Source organism: Streptomyces sp. NPDC050560 (genome assembly GCF_044457285.1).
Classification (GTDB): domain Bacteria; phylum Actinomycetota; class Actinomycetes; order Streptomycetales; family Streptomycetaceae; genus Streptomyces.
In genome coordinates, this window is sequence record NZ_JBITGT010000028.1 from 45,846 (window position 1) to 51,845 (window position 6,000).

The 6,000-nt window shown below is 69.3% G+C and carries 5 protein-coding genes and 1 rRNA gene; all 6 read right to left on the reverse strand.

The window, feature by feature from the left end:
• Nucleotides 1-142: 142 nt before the first annotated feature.
• Nucleotides 143-1,207, reverse strand: coding sequence for a DUF881 domain-containing protein (locus ACIBIW_RS36455; RefSeq protein WP_399342791.1), 1,065 nt, complete (start codon nucleotides 1,205-1,207; stop codon nucleotides 143-145).
• A gap of 5 nt (nucleotides 1,208-1,212) precedes the next feature.
• Complete coding sequence (locus ACIBIW_RS36460; protein ID WP_019708255.1) at nucleotides 1,213-1,545, reverse strand: small basic family protein; 333 nt, start codon at nucleotides 1,543-1,545, stop codon at nucleotides 1,213-1,215.
• The gene (locus ACIBIW_RS36465; RefSeq protein ID WP_399342793.1) at nucleotides 1,542-2,471 is read right to left on the reverse strand and encodes a DUF881 domain-containing protein; all 930 of its coding nucleotides are present in this window, start codon (nucleotides 2,469-2,471) and stop codon (nucleotides 1,542-1,544) included. Before ACIBIW_RS36465 ends, ACIBIW_RS36460 begins: the two co-directional genes overlap by 4 nt.
• 87 nt (nucleotides 2,472-2,558) lie before the next feature.
• A complete protein-coding gene (locus ACIBIW_RS36470) occupies nucleotides 2,559-5,054 on the reverse strand; it encodes a sugar phosphate nucleotidyltransferase (RefSeq protein ID WP_399342796.1) in 2,496 nt (831 codons plus the stop codon).
• A gap of 103 nt (nucleotides 5,055-5,157) precedes the next feature.
• Nucleotides 5,158-5,778, reverse strand: coding sequence for a CDP-alcohol phosphatidyltransferase family protein (locus ACIBIW_RS36475; protein ID WP_399342799.1), 621 nt, complete (start codon nucleotides 5,776-5,778; stop codon nucleotides 5,158-5,160).
• Nucleotides 5,779-5,926: 148 nt separating this feature from the next.
• Nucleotides 5,927-6,000, reverse strand: a 5S ribosomal RNA gene (gene rrf / locus ACIBIW_RS36480); the annotation flags it as partial.

Consider the following 6,000-nt stretch of genomic DNA (forward strand, 5'->3'; position numbering starts at 1 on the left):
CCCTCATTGCACACACCGGCTGATCCGGACATCCTCACAACGTCCGTACCTGCCAGACAGTTTCCACCACGCACCGTTTCTCCCGTGCGTCGACCCCCCGCATCCTCATGCCCCCGGGCCGCACCCTCCATGCACCTTCTCTTCACCGTGAGGACGACCGAGCGTAGCCAGGGCGCTTCGCCGGTCGCAAGGCGTCCACAACCACCTTCTCCTCGCGTTGCACGTCAACGGTGGCCTGCTCTTTCTCCAGGCTCTGGACCACGCCGCCCGGGATGTTGAGGGCGGGCTCCAGATCCTCCGGCTTGCCGATGACCTTGATGTGGTACGGGCGCCCGACCTCGTGCTCGTCCACGGCGACCCCGCCGCCGTCGGCGTCCGTGAGATAGGTACTGGCCACCACCCGCACGTCGTTGATCTGGATCGCCTCCGCCCCCGCGGCCCGCAGCTCCTGGACCGTGTCAAGCAGGGTATCCGCCCCGATCCGCCCCTTGGCGTCGTCGATGGTGAGCGTGATCCCCGGGCCCTCGGCGCCGACGTTACCCGCGAGCACGCCCAGTTCGCGTTCCTTCTCCTGGGTCTGTTTGCGGGCCTCCTCGGCCTGGTCGGAGCTGTTCTCCAGCTCCGTGCGCTGGTCCTCCAGGTTCTGCTTCTCGTCTTCGAGCCGCTGGGTGCGGCCGTCGACCTCGTCGAGGATGCGCACCAGGTCCTCCTGACGCGCGCCGCGCAGGGGGCTGGTGTCGCTGGTGGAGGCGACCTGGATGGCGAGCCCGAAGCCGAGCCCGCACAGCAGCAGCGCCACGATGAGCTGTGCCCTGCTGATCCGGGGCGGCCAGAGCGCCTGGAGCAGCCGTTGTCTGCCGCCTCCGCCGTCCGGCGCGGCGCGCCGCTCCTCGGCCGGGGTCTCGTCCGTCTCGTCCCCCGACGGCGCGACCTCGACCTCGGCGGGCAATTCCCTGCGCAGGTGGTGGCCGGTGTGCGGTACGGCGCCCGTCCCGGTGGCGCCGGCGGGCCGGGGGCGCCGCGGGGCGCCCTCGCCCTCGGGGTGCGCCGCCGCGGCGTGGTGCGGGGAATGCGGGTGCCTGCGGCCGATGGGGTGGCGCGGGCCCGCGGAGTGCTTGGGGTCGGACGTGTGCTTCGGTTCGGGCTCGGGGCGCTGCCCGGCCCCCTCGTCCGGCTCGGGCGGGTCGCTCGGCTGCCTCGGGTCCATCGGCGTCACGCCCGGAAGACGTGGCGCCTGATGGCGGCCGCGTTGGAGAAGATGCGGATGCCGAGGACCACCACGACGCCGGTGGAGAGCTGGGCGCCGACGCCGAGCTTGTCGCCGAGGAACACGATGAGCGCCGCCACCACCACGTTCGACAGGAAGGACACGACGAACACCTTGTCGTCGAAGATCCCGTCCAGCATGGCCCGCAGGCCGCCGAAGACGGCGTCGAGCGCCGCGACGACGGCGATCGGGAGGTACGGCTCGACCACGGCCGGGACTTCGGGACGGACGAGCAGTCCGACCACGACTCCCACGACGAGGCCCAGTACGGCGATCACGATGTGCCCTTCTGCGATGGCGGGGTGGCCGCGCGGGGTCGCGCGGTGCGGACGATGACGCTCGGCGCCGCGGGCAGCTTCAGGTCGCTCTGGACCGTGGTGCCGGTGCGGATGCCGAAGTCCTTTTCGAGGGTGTGGAGGTAGATGCCGTCCGCGCTGTTCTGGAACGCTTCGGCCAGCTTCTTCCCGTCCCCCACCGCGAGCACCGTGTACGGCGGCACCAGCGGCCTGTTGTCGACGAGTATGGCGTCGCCCGCGGCGCGGATCGCCGACAGGGCGGTGAGCCGCTGGCCGTTGATCGAGACGGCCTCCGCGCCCGACTGCCACAGGCCGTTCACGACCCGCTGCATATCGCGGTCGCGTACCCGGCCGGTGTCGGAGAAGTCGTCGCTCTCGCGTGGACCGCCGTCACTGCTCTGGGCCGATTTCGCGTCGTCCACAACGAGTCTGACGCCGGGACCGTGCACGGGGGTTGCTCCGGAGAGCAGTCCGACCAGGCTGTCCGTGCCGTTCGAGGCGCCACCGGCCGTCTTCAGCGCCTCGCGCTGGCGGTCCGTCACATCGTCCCTGAGGTCGTCGACGCGGGACTCCAGCTCGTCAGCGGCGTCCGTCTCACTGTCGATGCGGTCGATCAGCTCCTGGCGCTCCTTGGCGACGGCGGGGGCGGCGACCCTGGTCTGGGCGGCGCCGACGGTGACCACGACGGCGGCCAGTACGAGGCCGGCGGCCAGCCACAGCTTCGCCGACACGGTGCGCGGCAGCGGCCTGCCCTCCTCGACGGCGGCGCGTCTGCGCGCGGCGGCCTCGGCGTAGCCCTCGTCGAGGCTGTGGTCCATGACGTTGGTGATCAGCGACATGGACGCGTCGAGGCGTGAACGGGCGGGCGCCGTACTCCGAACGGGGGGCGGCTGTGGCATGCCGCACATATTCGCACGTCGGGGGCGCATCCTCCGAATGGCCCCCCGTGCCACCCGGCGGCCCTCGGGAGAGGGCCGCCGCTGCGGGCCGCGGGATCAGTTGCCCGCGCTGTCGACGACCGCCGACCACTCCTCAAGCAGTTGTTGCGCGGAGGCGTCGTCGGGGCCCTCGGCCCACAGGTGGGTGGCCGCCTCCGCCGGGTCGGGCAGCACCATGACCCAGCGCCCGTCGGTCTCCACGACCCGTACGCCGTCTGTGGTGTCCACCGACCTGTCGCCCGCGGCCTCCACGATCCGCCGCATCACGAGGCCCTTGACCGCCCAGGGGGTCGCCATGCTGCGGCGCAGCACGTGGGCGCGCGGGATGCGGGCGTCGATCTGGCTGAGGGTGAGCTGGGTGCGCGCGACGAGCCCGATGAGCCGTACGAACGCCGCCGTGCCATCGAAGACGCTGCTGAACTCGGGGACGATGAACGCGCCCCTGCCGTCGCCGCCGAAGATCGTGGCGTCGTCCCTGCCGACCCGGGTGAGGTCGTCGGGCGAGGTGGTCGTCCACTCGACCTGGGTGCCGTGGTACGCGGCGACCTGCTCGGCGATACGGGTGGTGCTCACCGGCAGCGCGACCCGGCCGCTGCGGCGTTCCGCGGCGACGAGGTCGAGCATGACGAGCAGGGCGCGGTCGTCCTCGATGATGCGGCCCTTCTCGTCGACCAGCGAGAGCCGCTCCCCCACGGGGTCGAACCGGACGCCGAAGGCAGCGCGCGCGGAGGACACGATCTCGCCGAGCCGTACGAGCCCGGAGCGGCGGCTGTCTGGGGTCTCGGTGGGCCGGGACTCGTCGAGTCCCGGGTTGATCGTCAGGGAGTCCACGCCGAGCTTTCCGAGGAGGCTGGGCAGGACGAGTCCCGCGCTGCCGTTGGAGGCGTCGACGACGACCTTGAGGCCGGACTCCGCGACGCCGGTGATGTCGACGTTGCGCATCAGGGAGCCGGTGTAGGAGTCGAAGATGCTGGACGGGAACGTGAGGTCCCCTATCTCGCCGGGGAAGGCGCGCCGGTACTCCTGGCGGGCGTAGACGCGGTCGAGCTTGCGCTGGCTGCCCTGGGAGAGGTCGGCGCCGCGGCCGTCGAAGAACATGATGTCGACGGAGTCGGGCACCCCGGGGGACGTCCTGATCATGATGCCGCCCGCGCTGCCGCGCGCGGTCTGCTGCCTGGCCACGGGCAGCGGTACGTTCTCCAGGTCGCGCACGTCGATGGCGCTGGCCTGGAGCGCGGAGATCACGGCCCGTTTGAGCGCCCTCGCGCCTCGGGAGTGGTCGCGGGCGGTGGTGACCGTGGAGCCCTTCTTCAGGGTGGTCGCATAGGCGCCCGCGAGGCGTACGGCGAGTTCGGGTGTGATCTCGACGTTGAGGATGCCGGAGACGCCGCGGGCGCCGAACAGGTTGGCCTGGCCGCGGGACTCCCAGATCACGGAGGTGTTGACGAAGGCGCCCGCCTCGATCGTCTTGAACGGGTAGACCCGGACGCTGCCGAGGACGATCGATTCCTCACCGACCATGCACTCGTCGCCGATGACGGCGCCGTCCTCGATGCGGGCGGCGCGCATGATGTCGGTGTTCTTGCCGATGACGCAGCCCCGCAGGTTGCTGTGGGGCCCTATGTAGACGTTGTCGTGGAGGACGGCCTTGTGGAGGAAGGCACCGCTCTTGACGACGACGTTGGAGCCGACGACGGAGTGTTCCCTGATCTCGGCGTCGGCCTCTACCTTGGCGTAGTCGCCGATGTAGAGGGGCCCGCGCAGCACGGCGTCGGGGTGGACCTCGGCGCCTTCGGCGACCCAGACGCCTGGGGAGATCTCGAAGCCGTCGATCTCGACGTCGACCTTGCCTTCGAGGACGTCGGCCTGGGCCTTCACATAGCTCTCGTGGGTGCCGACGTCCTCCCAGTAGCCCTCGGCGACATAGCCGTAGACCGGCTTGCCGTCCTTCATGAGCTGGGGGAAGACGTCGCCGGACCAGTCGACGGGGACGTCGGCTTCGACGTAGTCGAACACCTCGGGCTCCATGACGTAGATCCCGGTGTTCACGGTGTCGGAGAAGACCTGGCCCCAGGTGGGTTTCTCCAGGAAACGCTCGACCTTGCCGTCGTCGTCGATGATGGTGATGCCGAATTCCAGCGGATTAGGCACGCGGGTCAGGCAGACCGTGACCAGGGCGCCCTTTTCCTTGTGGAAGTTGATCAGGTCGGTGAGGTCGAAGTCGGTGAGGGCGTCGCCCGAGATGACAAGGAATGCGTCGTCCTTGAGGGCGGCTTCTGCGTTCTTGACGCTACCGGCGGTACCGAGTGGCTTCTCCTCGTTGGCATAGGTCAGCTCCATGCCGAGTTCGTCGCCATCGCCGAAGTAGTTCTTGACCAGGGAGGCCAGGAATTGAACGGTGACGACGGTTTCATTGAGCCCATGCCGCTTCAGCAGCCGCAGCACATGCTCCATGATCGGCCGGTTGGCGACCGGCAGGAGCGGCTTGGGCATGCTCGAAGTCATCGGGCGAAGACGGGTGCCTTCGCCCCCGGCCATCACGACGGCCTTCATGTCGGAAGCGTCCTCCTTGAGAGACGACTGTCTTGCCGACCTCACCCGTCTGATTGTCCCGCACTGCGCAGGTACGGGCCATCCCACCCTGCCTACGGGCCGCTCAACCTTGAGCGAGTTCGGCAGTGGTGTCCGCCTTGACGAGTCTGCGGACCTGGACCACGTAGAGGACTCCTGCCCACCAGTACAGGGTCGTACCCCATCCCGCGAAGGCCCATCCGAAAACAGTTGCGACTGACGCGATCCATCCGTGTCCGTCACTCAGGAGGAGCAACGGGAAGGCGTACATGAGGTTGAACGTGGCCGCCTTGCCGAGGAAGTTCACCTGCGGGGGCGGATAGCCGTGCCGGCGCAGGATGTCGACCATCACGAGAAGCATGAGTTCCCTGGCGAGCAGTACCGCGGTGAGCCAGATCGGCAGAATCTCGCGCCAGGTGAGTCCGGCGAGGGTCGACAGGATGTAGAGGCGGTCGGCCGCGGGGTCGAGTACCCGGCCGAGGCTGCTGATCTGATTCCAGCGGCGGGCGAGCTTCCCGTCGAGATAATCGCTGACGCCGCTGAGCGCGAGGACGAGCAGCGCCCATCCGTCGCTTGTCGGTCCGCCGAACTCGGGCCGGAGAATCAGCCACAGGAAGAGCGGTACTCCGAGGAGCCGCGCCATGCTGAGGATGTTCGGGATGGTGAGGACCCGGTCCGTCTGAACCTCTGTCTCCTGGACCTCCACCCGGGGGCCTCCTGCTGTGAAACGGGCCGACGATACCCCCTGACCTTACCCGCCGACCCGCGTCGGCCTCGCGCAGGGGTACGAACGCAGAAGTGCCCCGCACCGGCTCCCCAATCAGGGGCCCGTACGGGGCACTTCTTCACAAAGAGTTCGGCGGTGTCCTACTCTCCCACGAGGTCCCCCTCGCAGTACCATCGGCGCAGAAGGGCTTAGCTTCCGGGT

What these genes read in the sequence shown, in the direction of transcription:
- ACIBIW_RS36465 (WP_399342793.1), bottom strand. Translation starts at nt 2,471, where the DNA reads ATGTGCGGCATGCCACAGCCGCCCCCCGTTCGGAGTACGGCGCCCGCC.
- ACIBIW_RS36455 (WP_399342791.1), bottom strand. Translation starts at nt 1,207, where the DNA reads ATGGACCCGAGGCAGCCGAGCGACCCGCCCGAGCCGGACGAGGGGGCC.
- ACIBIW_RS36470 (WP_399342796.1), bottom strand. Translation starts at nt 5,054, where the DNA reads ATGAAGGCCGTCGTGATGGCCGGGGGCGAAGGCACCCGTCTTCGCCCG.